Consider the following 3,369-nt stretch of genomic DNA (forward strand, 5'->3'; position numbering starts at 1 on the left):
AAGCTGCGGCATGGCTGCGGCGGCGGCTTTGCGAGTTGCTAAGGATTTGCCAGCCGATGCCGTTGTGGTTGTGATTTTGCCAGATGGAGGAAGAGGATACCTTGCCAAGGTATTCAATGACGATTGGATGAAAAACTACGGCTTCCTAGAAGATGACTCGAAGGTGAAGCTTTCGGAGAAAGTAAAATCCGATGCCGCCACCGTTCCATTTGTTCTAGAGACCGACTCACTTGTGAGCGCTCGTCAGTCAATCGAAGATTCCGGGCTTTCGTCACTTCCCGTGACGGTCAAGGTTCCCCCGGTTCGAATCGGGCACGTGATTGGCACAATCTCCCTGGCTCAAATTGATACAGCCCCTGCAACCGCTACCGTCAAGGACTTACTCGGCGCGAAGCCTGCCCTGGTGGGCTCGGGTCAAAGCGTCGAGGTGGCCAAGGCGATGCTTGAGAAAAATGAGTTTTTGCTGCTTCTTCACGAGGGCGAAGTAGAGGCCCTGATCAAGCAGATTTCCTAGCTGCCTGATAAGCCAACTAATCTAAGAATCACGACCAAAGGAATCAGTCAACATGTCAGAGTTTGAAACCAGAGCCATCCACGTCTCTCAGGACCCGGATGCCAATAATGGCTCTGTAATTCCACCAATTTACATGTCCTCAACCCACAAGCAAGACGGCGTAGGCGGTCTTCGAGACGGATTCGAATACAACCGGGCTGCCAACCCAACCCGGTCTGCGCTACAGGATGCTCTTGCCAACCTCGAGTCCGGCAAATTTGGGCTAAGTTTTGCCTCCGGCCTTGCAGCCGAGGATGCAATCGTTAGAGCAACTTGCGCTCCAGGTGATCACGTTGTGCTGGGCTCTGATCTATACGGTGGAACCTTTAGGCTAATGAACCGCATTCACCGCTCCGCCGGGATCGACTCCGAGGTGGTTGACCTATCCGATGAGCAAGCTCTTCGCGCCGCAATTCAACCGGGCAAAACTAAACTTGTTTGGATTGAAACGCCTTCGAACCCGATGCTTGGAATTTTTGACATCGCCGCCATCTCAAAAATTGCCAAGGAGCACGGCATTTTGACCGTAGTGGACAACACCTTCGCAACGCCATATTTACAAAGACCACTCGAGTATGGCGCCGACATCGTGACTCACTCAACCACCAAGTTTCTGGGCGGTCACTCCGACATCCTCGGAGGTGCCGTTGTGGTCAACGATGCCGACCTACACGAAAAAATTAGGTTCATCCAGTTTGCAGCGGGTGCCGTATCGAGCCCCTTCGATGCTTGGCTAACTCACCGGTCGATAAAGACCCTAGCTGTTCGAATGGATAAGCATTGCTCAAACGCTCAGGCTGTTGCGGAGTTTCTAGATGCACACAAAAACGTTGAGCAGGTTTATTACCCCGGCCTACCTGGCCACCCTGGGCATGAGCTAGCAAAAAAACAGATGTCTGGTTTCGGCGGGATTGTAAGCCTGAGGTTCAAGAGCGAAAAGGCTGCCAAGGATTTTTGCAACAAGACCAAGTTGTTCACCCTTGCGGAGAGCCTAGGCGGGGTCGAATCTCTAGTGAATCACCCAGCTGAAATGACCCACGCTTCAGCCAAGGGTTCCCCTATTGAAGTCGGCGGCGAAATTGTCAGGCTCTCGGTTGGAATTGAGAATCCAAAGGACCTAATTGCGGATTTGGAAAAAGCCCTCAGCTAACAGACTTTTTTAGTCCTGGTTGGGCTTTGGCAAACGATCTGTTTTTAGAAGCTTGATTCCGTAGATAACGGTGCCGATAAACAAAATAGCGGCGGCAACGTAGGCTGCAATGGACACAGCTGTGGGTAATTCAAAAGAGATGCTGAGCTGACGAACATTTAGGGCAATAATCAAGTTTCCAACCAGGATTCCAAGTAGGCGCTGAGGTGCCTTGCTAACTAGCCAAGCTGCAATCGGAGCACCCAGCGCTCCCCCAACTCCAAGGGCGATAACTGCGTCCCAAGGAATCTCCGCAGCACCAAGACCGACCATAAATCCGGCGCTAGCTGCAAGGGCAATGACAAACTCGGCGGTGTTGGTGGTTCCAATGGCTTTTCTTGGTTCAAGAGCGTTCGAGGCGGTGAGCGAAGTTGTCACTACCGGACCCCAACCACCGCCGCCGGTTGAGTCGATAAAACCACCTACGAGCCCAAGGGGAGCTAACCACCTGGCGCGGGCTCGTCTTTTTTTACCCAAGATAATTGGACGCGTGAATCGGTAAAGCACCAGCGCACCCAGAACGAATAAAATACTCGCGGTCCAGGGTCTGGCTGCCGAGAGATCAACGTTTGACAGCAACACCGCGCCGACGAATGCCCCGACGGCTCCTGGAATTGCAACTTTGACAAGTGCGTGCCAGTCAACGTTTCCAAACTTGATGTGTGAAATACCTGAAATGGAAGAGGTTGCAATTTCCACCAGGTGAACAATTGCTGATGCGGCGGCCGGGTTATAGGCCAAAAAGATTAGAAGTGTTGTGGAGGTAATGCCAAAGGCCATACCCATGGCCCCGTCAACAAGTTGAGCCAGGAAGCCGGCGACGGAAACAAGTAGCAGAACCCACATGGCTTCAAATCTATTAGCTGAAGCTAACTAAGCACCGCTTACTATGCTGCGAGTTTGCCTAGATTTGCCCTTTATCAAGACCTTTGAGAACTTCTTGAGCGCGCTTTCTTACCTCGGGAACATCGGAAAGTCTTTTAAGGCCGTTGTTCTGCTGAAACATGCGGTGGTTTTTTGAAAACGCCGCCTGGTTTCTATCCAGAAAATCCCAATACAAAGTTGTGAAGGGGCAAGCCGTTTCTCCGGTTCTCTCCTTGGGGTTGTAGTGACAGCCCTTGCAGTAATTTGTCATTCGAGAAATATACGCTCCGCCTGCCGCATAAGGCTTGGTCATCATTTGGCCGCCATCGGCATGGACTCCCATGCCGATGATGTTTGGAACCATCACCCACTCCGTCGCATCGACAAACTTCTCCCGCATCCAATCCAAGAACTCCTGGGGGTTGGTTCCAGTAATCAAAGCCAGATTGCTCAAGATCATCAGGCGCGGGATGTGGTGGGTCCAGCCGCGATCGTGAATTGCCTCTACTTCCTTTGCCACACAGTTCATCTTGGTCTTTGAGGGCTCAACAAATAATGGCAAGAGCTTGCGCTTGGCGTTCAGGCCATTTTTGTGTTTATAGTCCTCGCCCAAAAACCAGTACATACCGTTGATGTATTCTCGCCAGCCAATGACCTGGCGCACAAAGCCCTCGACGGAGTTCAAGGGAACTCCTCCCTTTTGGTGTTTGGCAATAACTGCCTTGACCACTTCACTCGGGTGAAGTAATCCGTTATTGATATA

The 3,369-nt window shown here is 51.7% G+C and carries 3 protein-coding genes and 1 pseudogene; 2 read left to right on the forward strand and 2 right to left on the reverse strand.

The window, feature by feature from the left end; all coding sequences use genetic code 11:
* Positions 1–514, forward strand: a pseudogene (locus WAO31_RS03840) (cystathionine beta-synthase); the annotation flags it as partial.
* A 52-nt stretch (positions 515–566) separates the two neighbouring features.
* Positions 567–1,703: a cystathionine gamma-synthase gene (locus WAO31_RS03845; protein WP_509590466.1), complete on the forward strand. Its 1,137-nt coding sequence runs from the start codon at positions 567–569 to the stop codon at positions 1,701–1,703.
* Between the two features lie 9 nt (positions 1,704–1,712).
* Here WAO31_RS03845 and WAO31_RS03850 read toward each other — a convergent pair whose 3' ends face one another.
* Both WAO31_RS03850 and WAO31_RS03855 read right to left on the reverse strand, forming a co-directional pair.
* On the reverse strand, positions 1,713–2,588 hold the full coding sequence (locus WAO31_RS03850) for a sulfite exporter TauE/SafE family protein (protein WP_509590468.1): 876 nt from the start codon (positions 2,586–2,588) through the stop codon (positions 1,713–1,715).
* Positions 2,589–2,646: 58 nt separating this feature from the next.
* Positions 2,647–3,369, reverse strand: a 723-nt coding sequence (locus WAO31_RS03855) for a cryptochrome/photolyase family protein (RefSeq protein ID WP_509590470.1), incomplete at its 5' end; no start/stop codon positions are given.

It is taken from the genome of Rhodoluna sp., from assembly GCF_049276775.1.
In the GTDB taxonomy this organism is placed as follows: domain Bacteria; phylum Actinomycetota; class Actinomycetes; order Actinomycetales; family Microbacteriaceae; genus Rhodoluna.